12 protein-coding genes are annotated in these 16,150 nt (G+C 61.6%); 9 read left to right on the top strand and 3 right to left on the bottom strand.

Features of this window, described 5'->3' with window-relative positions:
- Positions 1–103 precede the first annotated feature (103 nt).
- The 8 genes from ACM530_RS07185 (at position 104) to ACM530_RS07150 (ending at position 12,728) form a co-directional block, all read left to right on the top strand.
- Positions 104–2,407 (top strand): YgiQ family radical SAM protein, encoded by a 2,304-nt coding sequence (locus ACM530_RS07185; protein WP_197625740.1) that lies wholly within the window; start codon positions 104–106, stop codon positions 2,405–2,407.
- Positions 2,408–2,629: 222 nt separating this feature from the next.
- Positions 2,630–3,547, top strand: coding sequence for an NAD synthetase (locus ACM530_RS07180; protein ID WP_145160177.1), 918 nt, complete (start codon positions 2,630–2,632; stop codon positions 3,545–3,547).
- On the top strand, positions 3,547–3,990 hold the full coding sequence (locus ACM530_RS07175; RefSeq protein WP_416364505.1) for a hypothetical protein: 444 nt from the start codon (positions 3,547–3,549) through the stop codon (positions 3,988–3,990). Before ACM530_RS07180 ends, ACM530_RS07175 begins: the two co-directional genes overlap by 1 nt.
- Positions 3,991–4,360: 370 nt before the next feature.
- Positions 4,361–5,287, top strand: a complete 927-nt coding sequence (locus ACM530_RS07170) for an NAD synthetase (protein WP_119737905.1) — start codon at positions 4,361–4,363, stop codon at positions 5,285–5,287.
- Positions 5,287–5,724 carry a hypothetical protein gene (locus tag ACM530_RS07165; RefSeq protein ID WP_369301561.1) on the top strand — a complete coding sequence of 146 codons (438 nt, stop codon included), beginning with the start codon at positions 5,287–5,289 and terminating at the stop codon, positions 5,722–5,724. Before ACM530_RS07170 ends, ACM530_RS07165 begins: the two co-directional genes overlap by 1 nt.
- Before the next feature lie 188 nt (positions 5,725–5,912).
- Positions 5,913–9,203, top strand: a complete 3,291-nt coding sequence (locus tag ACM530_RS07160; RefSeq protein WP_416364504.1) for a DUF2126 domain-containing protein — start codon at positions 5,913–5,915, stop codon at positions 9,201–9,203.
- Between the two features lie 148 nt (positions 9,204–9,351).
- Positions 9,352–11,838 carry a circularly permuted type 2 ATP-grasp protein gene (locus ACM530_RS07155; RefSeq protein ID WP_262208773.1) on the top strand — a complete coding sequence of 829 codons (2,487 nt, stop codon included), beginning with the start codon at positions 9,352–9,354 and terminating at the stop codon, positions 11,836–11,838.
- Complete coding sequence (locus tag ACM530_RS07150; protein ID WP_145160189.1) at positions 11,838–12,728, top strand: transglutaminase family protein; 891 nt, start codon at positions 11,838–11,840, stop codon at positions 12,726–12,728. The genes ACM530_RS07155 and ACM530_RS07150 overlap by 1 nt, the downstream gene beginning before the upstream one ends.
- A 46-nt stretch (positions 12,729–12,774) precedes the next feature.
- Here ACM530_RS07150 and ACM530_RS07145 read toward each other — a convergent pair whose 3' ends face one another.
- Entirely contained in the window at positions 12,775–12,957 is a 183-nt protein-coding gene (locus tag ACM530_RS07145) for a hypothetical protein (protein ID WP_106577640.1), read from the bottom strand.
- Between the two features lie 331 nt (positions 12,958–13,288).
- Between ACM530_RS07145 and azu the strand changes: the two genes are divergently transcribed.
- The gene (gene azu / locus ACM530_RS07140) at positions 13,289–13,735 is read left to right on the top strand and encodes an azurin (RefSeq protein WP_119737895.1); all 447 of its coding nucleotides are present in this window, start codon (positions 13,289–13,291) and stop codon (positions 13,733–13,735) included.
- Positions 13,736–13,975: 240 nt separating this feature from the next.
- On the opposite strand, the gene nadE is transcribed toward azu, so the two are convergent.
- Both nadE and pncB read right to left on the bottom strand, forming a co-directional pair.
- On the bottom strand, positions 13,976–14,803 hold the full coding sequence (nadE, locus tag ACM530_RS07135; RefSeq protein ID WP_416364503.1) for an ammonia-dependent NAD(+) synthetase: 828 nt from the start codon (positions 14,801–14,803) through the stop codon (positions 13,976–13,978).
- 3 nt (positions 14,804–14,806) lie between these two features.
- A complete protein-coding gene (pncB, locus tag ACM530_RS07130; RefSeq protein WP_065900159.1) occupies positions 14,807–16,021 on the bottom strand; it encodes a nicotinate phosphoribosyltransferase in 1,215 nt (404 codons plus the stop codon).
- Between the last annotated feature and the right edge of the window lie 129 nt (positions 16,022–16,150).

The raw sequence follows: 16,150 nt of genomic DNA, 5'->3' as shown, positions 1-16,150 counted from the left end.
CCGCGATAGCGTCACCACAATTCCGACCATTACCGTCGGAATTGGTCAAATTTTGTGCTATATTCCGCGCCCGCGATTTTTCATCTCAACACCGGTCACCGTCATGCAAACAGCCAAGCCGTTATTTGACTATCCCAAGTACTGGGCCGAATGTTTCGGTCCTGCGCCATTCCTGCCGATGAGCAGGGAGGAGATGGATCAGCTTGGCTGGGATTCCTGCGACATCATCATCGTCACCGGTGATGCGTACGTGGATCACCCGTCGTTCGGCATGGCCATCATCGGCCGGCTGCTGGAGTCCCAGGGCTTTCGCGTCGGGATCATTGCCCAGCCGAACTGGCAGTCCAAAGACGACTTCATGAAGCTCGGCGAGCCGAACCTGTTCTTCGGCGTCGCGGCCGGCAACATGGACTCGATGATCAACCGCTACACCGCCGACAAGAAAATCCGCTCCGACGACGCCTACACCCCAGGCGGCATGGCCGGCAAACGCCCGGACCGCGCAAGCCTGGTGTATAGCCAGCGTTGCAAGGAAGCCTACAAGAACGTTCCGATTGTGCTCGGCGGCATCGAGGCTTCCCTGCGCCGCATCGCCCACTACGACTACTGGCAGGACCGTGTGCGCAACTCGATCCTGATCGACGCCACTGCCGATATCCTGCTGTACGGCAATGCCGAGCGGGCCATCGTTGAAGTCGCCCAGCGCCTGTCGTGGGGCCACAAGATCGAAGACATCACCGACGTGCGCGGCACTGCGTTCATTCGCCGTGACACGCCGGCGGGCTGGTACGAAGTGGACTCCACGCGTATCGACCGTCCGGGCAAGATCGACAAGATCATCAACCCGTACGTGAACACCCAGGACACCCAGGCCTGCGCCATCGAGCAAGAGAAAGGCCCGGTGGATGACCCGGAAGAAGCCAAGGTCGTGCAGATCCTGGCCAGCCCGAAGATGACCCGCGACAAGACCGTCATCCGCCTGCCATCGGTGGAAAAAGTCCGCGGCGACGCGGTGCTCTATGCCCACGCCAACCGCGTGTTGCACCTGGAAACCAACCCAGGCAACGCCCGCGCCCTGGTGCAGAAGCACGGTGAAGTGGACGTGTGGTTCAACCCGCCGCCCATTCCGATGACCACCGAAGAAATGGACTACGTGTTTGGCATGCCTTACGCACGTGTTCCGCACCCTGTGTACGGCAAGGAAAAGATCCCGGCCTACGACATGATCCGCTTCTCGGTGAACATCATGCGTGGCTGCTTCGGCGGCTGCACCTTCTGCTCGATCACCGAGCACGAAGGCCGCATTATCCAGAACCGTTCCGAAGAGTCGATCATTCGCGAGATCGAAGAGATCCGCGACAAAGTGCCAGGCTTCACCGGGGTGATTTCCGACCTCGGCGGCCCGACCGCGAACATGTACCGCATCGCCTGCAAGAGCCCGGAAATCGAATCCGCGTGCCGCAAGCCGTCGTGCGTGTTCCCAGGCATCTGCCCGAACCTGAACACCGATCACTCGTCGTTGATCCAGCTGTACCGCAGCGCCCGTGCGTTGCCGGGTGTGAAGAAGATTCTGATTGCTTCCGGCCTGCGCTACGACCTCGCGGTCGAGTCGCCGGAATACGTCAAAGAGCTGGTGACCCACCACGTCGGTGGCTACCTCAAGATCGCCCCGGAACACACCGAGGAAGGTCCGCTCAACCAGATGATGAAGCCGGGCATTGGCAGCTATGACAAGTTCAAGCGCATGTTCGAGAAGTACACCAAGGAAGCGGGCAAGGAGCAGTACCTGATTCCTTACTTCATCGCCGCCCACCCGGGCACCACCGATGAAGACATGATGAACCTGGCCCTGTGGCTCAAGGGCAACGGCTTCCGCGCCGACCAGGTGCAGGCGTTCTACCCGTCGCCAATGGCCACCGCCACCGCGATGTACCACTCGGGCAAGAACCCGCTGCGCAAGGTCACCTACAAGAGCGACGCGGTGACCATCGTCAAGAGCGAGGAGCAGCGCCGTCTGCACAAGGCCTTCTTGCGCTACCACGACCCGAAAGGCTGGCCGATGCTGCGTGAAGCATTGACCCGCATGGGCCGTGCCGACCTGATTGGGCCGGGCAAGGACCAGTTGATTCCGCTGCACCAGCCGGCCACCGACAGCTACCAGAGCGCGCGTCGCAAGAACTCGACGCCGGCCGGCAGCCACAAGGTCGCCAAGGAAACCACTACCAGGATCCTCACCCAGCACACCGGTTTGCCACCGCGTGGCAGCGACGGCAGCAACCCGTGGGACAAGCGCGAACAAGCCAAGGCTGCGGCCATGGCGCGCAACAAGCAGGCGGCCAAGGAACGCGCCGACGCGGCCAAGGGCAAGGGCGGCAAGCCTGCGCGCAAGCCGGTCGTGCCGCGTTGATCGCAGCCTGAATATGCAAAACGCCAGCCTCGTGCTGGCGTTTTGCTTTCTAGTCGGTGGGTAGTCTGTTTGTTAAGGTGGCGCGCATTGAATCGCCTTCGCGAGCAAGCCTGCTCCCACATTTGAACGCGTTCTCCATTTGGAATGCGGTCAAATGTGGGAGCCGGGCTTGCCCGCGAAAGCGCCAGTTCAGTCACCGCCTATATCAAGGAAGATCACCCCATGAGCAACCCCTTGCTCAACATCGGCATGGACTCCAGCCGCTCCCAGTTCATGGCGCGCCAGCGCATCGAAAGCCAGATCAACCTGCCACGGCTGTTTGCGGCCATCGATGCAGACCCCGGCATTGTCGGCGCGGGCGTCGTGTACATCGACGCCGACTTCAATGTCGTCACACTGCGCGAATTCAAGCCCATCTGCAGCATCAAGCCCAAGCGCATCATTTTGCGTGAGGCGCAGAAGTACATAGCCCCCGCGCAGTTTGCCGATCAGGTGACCAACAATCCGCGTGAGTCTCGGCTCGTGGGGGAGGCCGTCAATACGACGTTGTCTTGTGCCGGCGCAATTCTGGGTTGGATTGTGGTGTTCAGCGGCACTGTCGCCGTACCGTTCACAGGTGGCGCGAGCCTGGTGGTGGCGGGCCTGGGCGCCACTGCGGCGGCGGCCAGTACCGCGCAGTGCGTGGTGGGAGGCATGAGAACGTTCAACGAACTCAACGACCCGACCGCCAACGACGATATGGACAACGAGGAATGGTATCGCTATGCAATGCCGGTCTTGGACGCGGCCTCGCTGTTGGGCGCCGGCGCCTCTACCCTGACGACTGTTCGACTGCTGCAGGCTCGAAAAGCAACGACCGGTAGAAGCTGGTACGAGTTGTCCAAGGGTTTGACCCGCCAACAACGTAAGGCACTCACCAAAGAGTTGCTAAGCCTGAAAGACCCAAGCCTGAGCAATAAGCTGCTGAAGTTGCGCCAGCGCTCCGGTGAGTTGGTGAAGCGCTATTCGGCGACCGAGATCAATCACGCTACCGTTACGCAGATCAGGGATTCCCTCGGTGCCGCCATTGGTTTCACCGGGAGTGCCTTGTCCGGCAACATTCGAACCATTGCAGTGGGGTTGTACGAGGAGCTTGAGTGATGGTGCGCCAAGTCTCGTTAAAAGCTTTTTTGGCTGAGTATTTCCCTGCGTTTATTTGTGCATTTTTCCTTGCCAGTTTTTCCCTGTCCGCTGCCATTTCATTGGCATCCAGTACCTTTTTTCGCGGTGAACCAGAGCGGGCGCGTTATTCCTTTGTAGCAGCGGTTGTCCTGGGGCTGCTCTTGGCAGTCAGCCACTTTGTCATGATCAGGGGCAGAAGCTGGGGCGTTTGGGCCATCGTCGCCTTCTACGTGGTGTGTTTTTTGATCGTATTACCGACCTATGGCTATCGGCCGCATATGGCTGCCTATGCCATTGGGTTGCTGTTTCCAATGCTGGGACTGTTGTTGCTCAACAGTAAGCGTCATCGGGAAATGCGCCGTCAGCTACGAGAAATCCGCCACCTGCGCGAAGCCATGAGCGCAAAGCACAAGGCCCGCTGACTGGGTAGGTGCGCCACCCAGCCTCGCACGCTCGCCATCAATATGTGCAGCGCGTGCACCATTGGACTGACGACGGCGCCGTTTGGGACTCGACGCCGGCCCGCCGCCACGTGGCCGCGACGGCAGCAACCCGGTCTTGCCGCGTTGATCGCAGTCTGAATATGCAAAACGCCAGCCTCGTGCTGGCGTTTTGCTTTCTAGTCGGTGGGTAGTCTGTTTGTTAAGGTGGCGCGCATTGAATCGCCTTCGCGAGCAAGCCCGCTCCCACATTCGACCGCATTCTCATGCTGGAACTCGGAAAAATGTGGGAGCGGGCTTGCTCGCGAAGGCGTCAGTTCAGTCATCACCCATTTCAAGGAAGATCACCCCCATGGGCAACCCCCTGGCCGGTATCGGCATGGACTCCAACCGCTCCCAATTTATGGCGCGCCAGCGCATCGAAAGCGAACTCAACCTGCCGCGGATATTTGCCGCCATCGACGCCGACCCCAACATCGTTGGCGCAGGCGTGGTGTATATCGACGCCGACTTCAATGTCGTCACCCTGCGTGAGTTCAAGCCCATCTGCAGCATTCAGCCCAAGCGCATCATTGTGCGTGAGGCGCAGAAATACGTCGCGCCAGCGCAGTTTGCTGACCAAGTGATGAATAACGCGCGCGAGTCGCGGTTGATCAGCGAAGCCTTCAACACCACCTTGTCCTGCGGCGGCGCGGTGCTGGGTTGGCTGGTGATGTTAAGCGGCACCATCGCGGTGCCGTTCAGCGGTGGCGCCAGCTCGGTCATCACCGTCATTGGCTACACCAGCGCAACCGCCAGTACGGCGTCCTGTTTGATGGGGGCTTTTCGCACCCGCAATGAGATCGTCAACCCTGGCATGAATGATTATCTGGATAACGAGGAGTGGTACCAGACCGCTACCAAGATCATGGATGGCGCCGCCTTGGTGGGCGTGGGCGCGTCTGCGCTGACCACGGTCAAATTGGTCAATGTGGCCCGTGCATCCACTGGCAAAACCCTGCGCCAAGTGCTCAAGGGCCTGAACGGTCAGGAGCGGGAAAAGCTGACAAAAGAGCTGCTGAAAATCGCCGACCCACAGATGTCGACCAAGATGCGCAAGCTGCTGCAATTGCGCGGCGATTTGCCCAAGCGCTTTACCCACACTCAGCTCAAGCACGCCACCATCGTCCAGCTCGGCGACGCTTTCAGTGCAGGGCTGAGCGTCTGGGGGCTGGTGCGCTCGGACAACCCCAAACAGCTCAAAACCTTGGCGATAGGGTTGTACGAGGAGCTTGAATAATGAATGGCGTCCCGTCATTGAAACCCTTTTTGCTAGAACATTTTCCCTCGTTCATCGGCGTGATTCTCGCCGGTTGCCTTGGCGGTTCCGGCGCAATTTCCCTGGCGGCCGCCACCTATTTTGCCGACGTGCCCATGGCCACCAATGCCACCGTGTCGTGGTTCGTGGTGATCTTCGCGGCCTTGTTTGTGGTCAACAGCAACTTCCTGGTCGTGCGCGGGCACGCTTGGGCGGTGCGGGGCATGGTCGGCTTTTTTGTGGTGTGCTTGCTGGTGGTGCTTCCGACGCTGCAGTTTCACCCTCACTGGTTTATCTACAGCGAAAGCCTGTTCTGGCCATTGCTCGGTTTGTTGCTGATCAACAGCAAGGGCTATCGGTCGATGGTCAGGAAATTGGTTGAGGTACGGCGCCTGCGCAACGCGTCCAAGGCTGCTTGACTGGGTAGATTCACCACCCCAACCGCGCACACACGCCACAAATATGTGCAGCACATGCACCAATGCACTGACGACGGCGCCGTTTTGGTGCTGTACTGCAGCGGGTCTTACGATAAAGCGCAATGACTGCCGCTCTGGCATAAGTCTTGCGCGCGTTGTGTCCATGCCCTGGCTCGCAGGAGGCCGCCGTGTCGATTCATGTCGCGTTGCACCACGTTACGCATTACCGCTACGACCGCGCTGTCGAACTCGGCCCACAGATCGTGCGTTTACGCCCGGCTGCCCATAGCCGCACGCGGATTTTGTCCTACGCACTCAAAGTGCTGCCGGAGCAGCACTTCATCAACTGGCAGCAGGACCCGCAGGGCAACTACCTGGCGCGCCTGGTGTTCCCGGAAAAGACTGACCAGCTGCGCATTGAGGTCGACCTGGTCGCCGAGATGGCGGTATTCAATCCGTTCGACTTTTTCCTTGAGCCCTACGCCGAAAAGATCCCTTTCAGCTACGCCGCCGATGAGCAGCGCGAGCTGGCGCCGTACCTGGAAACCCTGCCGCTGACGCCAAAGTTTGCCGCCTACCTGGCCGGCATCGACCGCACGCCCTTGCCGGCCGTGGACTTTCTGGTCGGCCTCAACCAACGCCTGGCGGCTGATATCGGCTACCTGATCCGCATGGAACCCGGTGTGCAAACCCCGGAGTTCACCCTGGAAAACGCTTCTGGCTCCTGCCGCGATTCGGCCTGGCTGTTGGTGCAGTTGCTGCGCAATCTGGGGTTGGCGGCGCGTTTTGTGTCGGGCTACCTGATCCAACTGACCGCCGACGTCAAAGCCCTCGACGGCCCGTCCGGCACCGACGTCGACTTCACCGACCTGCACGCCTGGTGCGAAGTGTATTTGCCCGGCGCCGGCTGGATCGGCCTGGATGCGACCTCCGGGCTGTTCGCCGGTGAAGGTCATATCCCGTTGGCCTGTAGTCCCGATCCATCGTCCGCTGCGCCGATCAGTGGGCTGGTGGAGCCTTGCGAGTGCGAATTTACCCACGAGATGTCGGTTGAACGCATCTGGGAAGCGCCTCGGGTTACCAAGCCCTACACCGAAGAGCAGTGGCTGGCGATCCAGGCACTGGGCCGGCAGATCGACGGCGACCTGCTCAAGGACGATGTACGCCTGACCATGGGTGGCGAGCCGACCTTCGTCTCGATCGACGACCCCGATGGCGCCGAGTGGAACACCGCTGCGCTGGGGCCGGACAAACGTCGCCTGTCTGCCGAGTTGTTCCAGCGCATGCGCAAACACTACGCGCCCACGGGGCTGGTGCACTTCGGCCAGGGCAAGTGGTACCCCGGCGAGCAACTGCCGCGCTGGTCGCTCAATTGTTATTGGCGCCGCGACGGCGTGCCGATCTGGCACAACAGCGCGCTGATCGCCGATGAACAGGAAGATTACGGCGCCGACGGCGTGATGGCCGGGCGCTTCCTGGCCTGCGTCGCCGAGCGCCTGAAGTTGCCGGCGCGCTTCGTGTTTCCGGCCTTCGAAGACAATTTCTACTACCTGTGGCGCGAAGGTGCGTTGCCACAAAACGTCACCGCCCAAGACCCGCGTCTGAGCGACGACCTGGAGCGTGAACGCCTGCGCAAAGTCTTCAGCCAGGGCCTGGATAAGGTCATCGGCCAAGTGCTGCCGCTGGCGCGCACGGCCGCCAATGACCGCTGGCAGAGTGGGCGCTGGTACCTGCGCGACAACCACTGCCGCCTGGTGCCGGGCGATTCGCCGCTGGGTTATCGCCTGCCGTTGGCCTCGCAGCCTTGGGTGACCGCCGCGGAATACCCGTTCGTGCATCCGACCGACCCGAACCAGGATCAGCCGGAGCTGCCGACCACCGCGCAGTTGCAAAGCCACGGTGAACCCGCGACGAGCGATGAGCGCGTGCCGAAAGTCGACGAATCCGCCGACTGGCTGACCCGCACCGCCTTGTGCGCCGAAGCGCGGGAAGGGCGCCTCTACCTGTTCATGCCGCCGCTGGAGCGCGTCGAGGACTACCTCGAACTGGTGGCCGCCATTGAAGCCACCGCCGAAGAACTGCACTGCCCGGTGTTGCTGGAAGGCTACGAGCCGCCGTTCGACACGCGCCTGAGCAACTTCCGGGTCACGCCGGACCCGGGTGTGATCGAGGTTAACGTGCAGCCGTCCGCCACGTGGGACGAGTTGGTCGAGCGCACCGAATTTCTCTACGAGGAGGCGCGGCAAACGCGCCTCACCACCGAAAAATTCATGATCGACGGCCGCCACACCGGCACCGGCGGTGGGAACCACTTTGTGCTCGGCGGCGCGACGCCCAAGGATTCGCCGTTCCTGCGCCGCCCGGACTTGCTGCGCAGTTTGATCAGCTACTGGCACAACCACCCGTCGCTGTCGTACCTGTTTTCCGGGCTGTTTATCGGCCCGACCTCCCAGGCACCACGGGTGGATGAGGCGCGTAACGACGCGCTGTACGAGCTGGAAATCGCCTTCGCACAAATGCCCGAGCCCGGCGAAGAATGCCCGCCGTGGCTGGTCGACCGCCTGCTGCGTAACTTGCTGATCGACGTGACGGGCAACACCCACCGCGCCGAATTCTGCATCGACAAGCTCTACTCGCCGGACGGTGCCACCGGCCGCCTGGGGTTGCTGGAGCTGCGCGCGTTTGAAATGCCACCGCATGCGCGCATGAGCTTGACCCAGCAATTGCTGCTGCGCGCCTTGGTCGCGCGCTTCTGGCGTGAGCCGTACGCGCCGCCGAAACTGGCGCGCTGGGGCACCGAGCTGCATGACCGCTTCCTGTTGCCGCACTTCATCGAGCAGGATTTCGCCGACGTGATCGTCGAACTGAACGCCGCCGGTTACCCGCTGCGCGCTGAATGGTTTGCTGCGCACCTGGAATTTCGTTTCCCAAAAGTTGGCGACTACGCCGTCAGCGGCATCGAACTGGAGCTGCGCCAGGCTCTGGAGCCTTGGCACGTACTGGGCGAGGAGGGCGCGGTGGGCGGCACGGTGCGTTATGTGGATTCGTCGCTTGAGCGCTTGCAGGTGAAGCTGAGCGGGCTGCCACCACAACGCTATTTGCTGACGTGCAATGGCATTCCGGTGCCCCTGCAGCCCACCGGGCGTGTGGGTGAGTTTGTCGCCGGCGTGCGCTACCGCGCCTGGCAACCGGCCAACTGCCTGCAGCCGACCATCGCGGTGCACGCGCCGCTGGTGTTCGACCTGCTCGACACCTGGATGCAACGCTCGCTGGGCGGCTGCCAGTACCACGTCGCCCACCCGGGAGGGCGCAATTACGACAGCTTGCCGGTGAACGCCAATGAGGCAGAGAGCCGGCGCATGGCGCGGTTTTTCCGCTTGGGGCATAGCCCAGGCAAGTTGCCCGTGCCTCCTTTGGTTATCAATGATGAACTACCGATGACCTTGGATTTGCGGCGTTTCCCCAATAAAAATGACTGAATGCTGTTCAAATGTGAGAGCGGGCTTGCTCGCGAAAGCGGTGAATCAGTCGATATATGAGTTGATTGACCCGCCGTATTCGCGAGCAAGCCCGCTCCCACATTAGACTGTGGTGACTTTGACTTCCCTTGCCTCTGCCGAGCGTTCCATGTCCGACTTGCTCGACCGTTACCCGCTGACTGCGGGCACTTACCACGAACTGCTGGACGACAGCGGCGCGGTGCGTGCCCATTGGCAGCGCTTGCTTGATCACCTGCAACGCAGCGCGCCCGCGCAATTGGCCCAGCGCCAGGCGCTGCTGACCCGGCAGATCCAGGAAAACGGCGTGACCTACAACGTCTACGCCGACCCCAAGGGCGCCGATCGCCCGTGGGAGCTGGATTTACTCCCGCATGTGCTGGCCGCCGATGAGTGGCGGCACTTGTCGGCCGGTATCGCCCAGCGTGCGCGCCTGCTCAATGCCGTGTTGGCCGACCTGTATGGCCCGCAGCTTCTGATCAAAGAAGGCCTGCTGCCGGCTGAGCTGGTGTTCGGGCATAACAACTTCCTCTGGCCGTGCCAGGGCATCCAGCCGCCGGACGGTACGTTTCTGCACCTGTACGCCGTGGACCTGGCGCGCACCCCGGATGGCCGCTGGTGGGTCACCGCCGACCGTACCCAGGCGCCTTCGGGCGCCGGTTATGCGCTGGAAAACCGCACCATCGTGTCCCGCGCCTTTCCGGATTTGTACCGCGACCTGCAGGTTCAGCACCTCACCGGTTTCTTCCGCACGCTGCAGGAAACCCTGGCCCGCCAGGCTTCCTGCGACGACCAGTCGCCGCTGATCGTGTTGCTGACGCCGGGGCGTTTCAACGAGAGCTATTTCGAACACCTGTACCTGGCGCGACAGCTCGGCTACCCGTTGGTGGAAGGCGGCGACCTCACCGTGCGCGACAGCACCGTGTTCCTGAAAACCCTCAGCGGCCTGCGCCGGGTGCACGCGATCATGCGTCGCCTGGACGACGACTTCTGCGACCCGCTGGAACTGCGCACCGACTCTGCCCTGGGCGTGCCCGGCCTGCTGGATGCCGTGCGCCAAGGCAATGTGTTGGTTGCCAATGCCCTGGGCAGTGGCGTGCTGGAGTCGCCGGGCTTGCTCGGCTTTTTGCCGAAGATCAACCAGTTCCTGTTTGGTGAAGAATTGATCCTGCCGTCCATCGCCACCTGGTGGTGCGGTGAGGCGCCGGTGCTCGCCGAGGCCCTGGAGAAACTGCCCGAGCTGCTGATCAAACCGGCGTTTCCATCGCAAAGTTTCGCCCCGGTATTTGGCCGCGACTTGAGCGACGAACAACGCCAGGCGCTGGCCGAACGCATGCGTGCGCGGCCTTATGCGTATGTCGCCCAGGAGTTGGCGCAACTGTCCCAGGCGCCGGTGTGGCATACCGTGGATGACCATTTGCAACACCGCGCCATCGGCATGCGCGTGTACGCGGTGGCCAGCGACGAGGGCTACCGCGTGCTGCCCGGTGGCCTGACCCGTGTGGCGGCCGAGGCCGACGCCGATGTGGTATCGATGCAACGCGGCGGCGCGAGCAAAGACACGTGGGTGCTGGGCGAGCGTACGGCGGGTGGCGAACAGTGGCGCGCGCAGCGGCCAATTGGCGCCCACGATCTGGTGCGCCGCGACCCCTACCTGCCGTCACGCGTGGTGGAAAACCTGTTTTGGTTTGGCCGTTACTGCGAACGCTGTGATGACAGTGCGCGCTGGCTGCGGATTGTGCTGGCGCGGTATGTAGACGGTGACGACCCGCTGGCCTTGCAGGCGGCGGTCGAGCTGGGCGAGACCTTGCGCCTGCTGCCCGAAGAAGGGGAATTGCCCGAGCGGCTGCTTGCCGCCTTGCTTGGCGATGACTGGCCATCAAGCCTGCGCGCCAACCTGCAGCGTCTGCAGTGGGCGGCGTCCCAGGTGCGCGGCAAGCTGTCGCGGGAAAACTGGCAGGCCTTGGTCGAGCTGCAGCGCGAAGCCCTGGAACTGGAAAGCGAGACCCCGGACTTCGGCGAACTGCTGGATTTCCTCAACCGCCTGGTGATGTCCCTGGCGGCGCTGTCCGGCTTTGCCCTGGATGACATGACCCGCGATGAAGGCTGGCGCTTCTTGATGATGGGCCGGCGCATCGAGCGTCTGCAGTTCCTGAGCAGCAGCCTGGCGGCGTTCCTGCGTGGCGTGGCGGTGTTTGATCAGGCCGGGCTTGAGTGGCTGCTGGAGTTGGGTAACAGCAGCATCACCTATCGCTCGCGTTACCTGGCGGTGCCGCAGTTGATCCCGGTACTTGACCTGTTGTTGCTGGATGAGCAGAACCCGCATGCGGTGCTGTTCCAGCTGAAGCTGGTCAGCCGCACGTTACGTCGTCTCAACGATGACTTCGGTGTGCCTCGAGAAACCGGGCTGGCGCCGCTGGTGGAGCGCCTGGCACGTTTCGACCTCGGTTGCCTGGAGAACCCGCTGTTCGGCGAGTCCAGCGTGCGTGCCGCGTTGGGCGGCCTGGCTGACCTGCTGCAAGCGGTGGCCGATGAGAGTGGGCAAGTGTCGGATCGCCTGGCGTTGCGCCATTTTGCCCATGTGGATGATGTCAGCCAGCAGACGGTGTCGGTGTGATGAGTGCGCGCTACCAGATTTTTCACGATACCCACTACCACTACGACAGCCCGGTGTCGCTGGCGCAGCAGCTGGCGCACTTGTGGCCACGGCCGTGTGCGTGGCAGCGTTGCAGTTCGCAGCAACTGGAAATCAGCCCGGAGCCGACGGCGCGTCGCGATGAGCTGGACGTGTTCGGCAACCCGATCACTCGGCTGGCGTTCGAACGGCCCCATGATGAGTTGCTGGTGAATGCAGGGCTGACCGTCGAAGTGCTGGCGCGGCCTGCGCTGGATTTTCAGCAGTCGCCGGCCTGGGATCAAACCCGCGACAGCCTGACTTACAGCAGCCAGCCGCTGTCAGCCGAATTGATCGAAGCCTGCCGCTATCGCTTCGAATCGCCCTACGTGCACCTGAAAAAAACCTTCGTCGAGTTTTCCGAAAGCTGCTTTCCGCCCGGCGAGCCGTTGCTGCTCGGCGTGCAGGCGTTGATGGAGAAGATTTTCAGCGAGTTCACCTTCGATGCCGAAGCCACCCAGGTCGCCACGCCGCTGGTGGAAGTGCTGGAACGCCGACGCGGCGTGTGCCAGGACTTCGCCCACTTGATGCTCGCCTGCCTGCGCTCGCGTGGCCTTGCAGCGCGGTACATCAGTGGCTATCTGCTGACGCAGCCACCGCCCGGCCAGCCACGGCTGATCGGCGCCGATGCATCGCACGCGTGGGTTTCGGTGTATTGCCCGGTGTCGGGCTGGGTGGATTTTGATCCGACCAACAATGTGCAGCCGGCACTGGAGCACATCACCTTGGCCTGGGGCCGGGATTTCTCGGATGTGTCGCCGTTGCGGGGGGTGATTCTGGGAGGAGGGAACCATGACCCGGAGGTGCGGGTGACGGTGATGCCGCTGCAATAGCAGTGGATTGAGGCGAGCAGGGAAAGCCTGCTCACCTCAACAGAATTTATTCAGCCGGGTCTTTCGGTGTCTCGGTTTCGTCGGTTGCCACTTCACCTTCGGCATCCGGGTTCAGTGCACTTGCTTCTTCATCTGCAGCGGCTTTCTTGCGTTGCAGCTTTTCCTCTTTCTTCTGCTCCTTGGCCAAGTCTCTCTGACGTTTGGCGAAGGAGTAATTAGGTTTGGCCATGGGCGATCCTCTAGGGTCGAAGGTGAGGGTGGCGGCGCGCAGCTGCCTTGGGTCGCTATGGTAGCAGCTTAGCGGCGCGGTTGGCCTTCACTTACCGCAGGCATACGCGGCCAGCAAGCCGTTGAACAGTTGATTCAGATGCATGGCGCGGGCTCCAGGGGGGATGAGCCGATCATAAGCAGGTGGTCGAACTTTGGCTGGTAGATTGTGTTGATCAGTCTGATAGCCTAAAGTTGTATACAATCTGTTGATTCAGATCATAAGAATTCAGGCCTGCTTGAGGCACCCTTGTCGCAATACGCGTTTTTTAAACCCTGCCATGGAGATTCACATGTTTGCCAAAATCGTTGCTGTTTCCCTGCTGACACTGGCGAGCGGCCAGTTGCTTGCTGCAGAGTGCGCGGTCACTGTTGATTCCACCGACCAGATGTCCTTCAACACCAAAGAAATCACCATCGACAAGAGCTGCAAGACGTTCACCGTAAACCTGGAACACTCCGGCAGCTTGCCGAAGAACGTCATGGGCCATAACTGGGTGTTGAGCTCCGCCGCCGACATGCCTGGCATCGCCAGCGACGGCATGGCCGCCGGTATCGAAAAGAATTACCTCAAAGACGGCGACACGCGCATCATCGCCCACACCAAGATCATTGGTGCTGGCGAGAAAGATGCCGTGACCTTCGATGTGTCGAAACTGGCCGCGGGTACGGATTACGCGTTCTTCTGCTCGTTCCCAGGCCACATCTCGATGATGAAAGGCACTGTGACCGTCAAGTAAGCCGACCCTGGTCGAAAAAAAGCGCCTTGCGGGGCGCTTTTTTGTGGGCGTTGAATACCTTGTGGCAAGCGGGCTTGCCCCGCGTTGGGCTGCGCAGCGGCCCCAAAACCTGCAACTCAGTGTTACTGAATCACCGCGGTTGGCTTACTGGGGCTGCTGCGCAGCCCAACGCGGGGCAAGCCCGCTCGCCACAACAAGCCCGCTCGCCACAACAGGCCTGCTCGCCAAAAAAAGCACTTATCACGGCGCGAAGGGCATGACCCGCTTGTGCTCGGTCTTGCGATACGTGTCGCAAATGATCTTGAACGCTTCTTCACGCACTGGCTCGCCGTGCAGGAAGGCATCAATCTCGGCGTACGTTACGCCATGGGATGCTTCGTCCGGCTTGCCGGGCGACAAGTCTTCGAGGTCGGCCGTCGGGATCTTCTCCACCAGCGATTCCGGCGCGCCAAAGTGCCGAGCAATCGCACGTACCTGGTTTTTCACCAGCCCGCTCAGCGGCGCCAAATCGCAGGCACCATCACCAAACTTGGTGAAAAAGCCCATGACCGCTTCCGCCGCATGGTCGGTGCCGATCACCAGGCCACCGGCTGCGCCAGCGATGGTGTACTGCGCCACCATGCGCATGCGCGCCTTGGTGTTGCCCAGTACAAAATCACGCGACACCGCCGCCTTGCCTTCAAAGGCCGCCACTTCATTGGCCAGGGATTTGACCGCCGGGCCGATGTTCACAGTGTGGCGCTCGTCCGGTTCGATGAAGTCCACCGAAGCCTGAGCGTCGATTTCGTCGAACTGGGTTTCGTAAGGCAGGCGCACGGCGATGAAACGGTAGGCCGCGTCGCCGCTGCTGGCACGCAGTTCGTGCATCGCACGTTGGGCCAGCAGGCCTGCGGTCAGGGAGTCGACGCCACCGCTGATGCCCAGCACCAAGGTTTTTAGCCCGGAATTGCGCAGGCAATCCTGGATAAAGGTCACGCGGCGGGCAACTTCGGCCTCCAGGGCGGCCTGGTCCTTGAACGGGGCTTGGACCTTGAGCTGCTGCGCAATCTCACGCTGTACGGCTTGCATGATTCACTCCTTGCTGGAAAGGGCAGGTACTTTGAAAACGTGACGCAAATAGGCGACGAAATTCGGATCGGTGCAGTGGGTCTTGCCCGCTTCATCGGAGATTTTCGCGACGGGCTGGCCATTGCAGGCCGTCATTTTAAGCACGATGCTCATCGGCTCAACCCCTGGAATGTCACAGGTCAGGTTGGTGCCGATGCCGAAGCTGACATTAATGCGACCGCGCAACGCGCGGAAAATCTCCAGGGCCTTGGGCAGCGACAGGCTGTCAGAGAACACCAGCGTCTTGCTCATCGGCTCGATGCCGAGCTTGTGGTAATGGGCGATGGCCTTTTCTGCCCACTGCACCGGGTCACCGGAGTCGTGGCGCAAGCCGTCGAACAGCTTGGCGAAGTACAAGTCGAAGTCGCCGAGGAAGGCATCGGTGGTGATGCAATCGGTCAGCGCGATGCCCAGCAGGCCCCGGTATTCGCGGACCCAGCAGTCGAGCGCGGCGATCTGGCTGTCGATCAGGCGCGGGCCGAGTTGCTGGTGGGCCATGATCCATTCGTGGGCCATGGTGCCGAGCGGCTTCATGTCGAATTCGCGAGCCAGGTGCACGTTGCTGGTGCCGACGAAGCGGCCTGGGAAGTCGTGCTTGAGCACGCTGACCACTTCTTCCTGTACCCGGTACGAGAAGCGCCGGCGCGTGCCGAAGTCGGCCACCTGCAGCTCCGACAGCTCGTCGCTGCTGGCGTTGGCGGTCAACCAGTCGAATTTGCGATACAGCTGCTCGCGGGCCTGTTCGAGGATCACGGTCTGGTAGCGGTAGCGGTTACGCACTTCGCTGACGATGGCCAGCATCGGCACTTCAAACAGGATCACATGCAGCCACGGCCCGCGCAGGCGAATGAATAGCTCGCCGTTTTCGATGCCGGTTTGTACATAGCGCAGGTTGAAGCGGAACAGCCCCAGGAAGCGCAAAAAGTCCGGCTTCATGAAGCTGATGCGCTCCAGAAAGCCCAATTGATCCGGGCTCAGGCTCAGCTCGGCGAGGCGCTCGATCTGGTAGCGGATTTCCGCCAGGTACGGGCGCAGGTCTTCGCTGTTGCGGCAACGGAACTCCCATTCAACTTCCACATTCGGGTAGTTGTGCAGCACCGCCTGCATCATGGTCAGCTTGTAGAAGTCGGTGTCGAGCAAGTTCTGCACGATGCGATCGGCAAACACACTCTCGCTCATAACGGGAATCTCCAGACGGGTCGACGATGGGCGCCGACCTTTACGCACTATTAAGGAATGGCGCTAGTGGCGCATAGACCCGTGGGGTTTTGCCAGTGATTTTTTCGGAATGGTCACTGGCCCTATCGC

This window comes from Pseudomonas sp. NFX183, from assembly GCF_047943075.1.
Classification (GTDB): Bacteria; Pseudomonadota; Gammaproteobacteria; order Pseudomonadales; family Pseudomonadaceae; genus Aquipseudomonas.
The sequence above is the reverse complement of the archived record's forward strand: the minus strand, read 5'-3'. Positions and strand labels throughout refer to the sequence as shown.

Excerpts from the sequence above, each read along its gene's own strand:
- ACM530_RS07185 (WP_197625740.1), top strand. The coding sequence starts at position 104 with ATGCAAACAGCCAAGCCGTTATTTGACTATCCCAAGTACTGGGCCGAA.
- ACM530_RS07180 (WP_145160177.1), top strand. The coding sequence starts at position 2,630 with ATGAGCAACCCCTTGCTCAACATCGGCATGGACTCCAGCCGCTCCCAG.
- ACM530_RS07175 (WP_416364505.1), top strand. The coding sequence starts at position 3,547 with ATGGTGCGCCAAGTCTCGTTAAAAGCTTTTTTGGCTGAGTATTTCCCT.
- ACM530_RS07170 (WP_119737905.1), top strand. The coding sequence starts at position 4,361 with ATGGGCAACCCCCTGGCCGGTATCGGCATGGACTCCAACCGCTCCCAA.
- ACM530_RS07165 (WP_369301561.1), top strand. The coding sequence starts at position 5,287 with ATGAATGGCGTCCCGTCATTGAAACCCTTTTTGCTAGAACATTTTCCC.
- ACM530_RS07155 (WP_262208773.1), top strand. The coding sequence starts at position 9,352 with ATGTCCGACTTGCTCGACCGTTACCCGCTGACTGCGGGCACTTACCAC.
- ACM530_RS07150 (WP_145160189.1), top strand. The coding sequence starts at position 11,838 with ATGAGTGCGCGCTACCAGATTTTTCACGATACCCACTACCACTACGAC.
- ACM530_RS07145 (WP_106577640.1), bottom strand. The coding sequence starts at position 12,957 with ATGGCCAAACCTAATTACTCCTTCGCCAAACGTCAGAGAGACTTGGCC.
- azu (WP_119737895.1), top strand. The coding sequence starts at position 13,289 with ATGTTTGCCAAAATCGTTGCTGTTTCCCTGCTGACACTGGCGAGCGGC.
- nadE (WP_416364503.1), bottom strand. The coding sequence starts at position 14,803 with ATGCAAGCCGTACAGCGTGAGATTGCGCAGCAGCTCAAGGTCCAAGCC.
- pncB (WP_065900159.1), bottom strand. The coding sequence starts at position 16,021 with ATGAGCGAGAGTGTGTTTGCCGATCGCATCGTGCAGAACTTGCTCGAC.